General features: G+C 57.9%; 1 protein-coding gene. It reads right to left on the bottom strand.

Annotated elements, in window-relative coordinates; genetic code table 11:
- Positions 1 to 321 (bottom strand): protein kinase domain-containing protein (locus D1614_RS28725; RefSeq protein ID WP_206610203.1); only part of this gene is annotated, 321 nt, incomplete at its 3' end.
- Positions 322 to 542: the final 221 nt, after the last annotated feature.

Genomic DNA, 542 nt, shown 5'->3' with positions numbered 1-542 from the left:
GTAAATGTTGCCGGGCTTGATGTCGAGATGCAGCAGCTTGTGGATGTGGACCTCGCGCAGCCCGCTCATCAGGTCATGGAACACCTGGCGGATGAAGCGCTCGCGCAGCATCTTCAGCTTGCCTTGCTGGCGCGCTGTGAGGATGTGTTCTTGCAGCGTTTTACCCTGCTCGTACGTCATCACCATGTAGACGGTGCCGTTTTCCCGGAAGAAATTGAGCACGCGCACGATGGCAGGGTGAGAAATCTTGGCCAGCGACCGGCCTTCTTCAAAGAAGTATTTGAGCCCGAGGCGGAACGCGCTCGCGCTTTCTTCAGGCACGACGGGAATCAATTCGCCGGGCGCACGACGGGCCAGCGAAGACGGCAGTTATTCCTTTACGGCCACTGGCGTCCCATGCTCGTCGGTCGCAAGATAGACGAAGCTGAACCCCCCGCTGGCCAACTTCTTTACAATACGATAATTGGACAGCAAGGTGCCCACCGGCAACGGGGCACTGCGTGGCTGTCCTGAGCCTTTTGACTCTGTCATGGGTTTGTGTG

The sequence above is a fragment of the Maribellus luteus genome (assembly GCF_003576475.1).
GTDB classification, from domain to species: Bacteria; Bacteroidota; Bacteroidia; order Bacteroidales; family Prolixibacteraceae; genus Draconibacterium; species Draconibacterium luteum.
The sequence above is the reverse complement of the archived record's forward strand: the minus strand, read 5'-3'. Positions and strand labels throughout refer to the sequence as shown.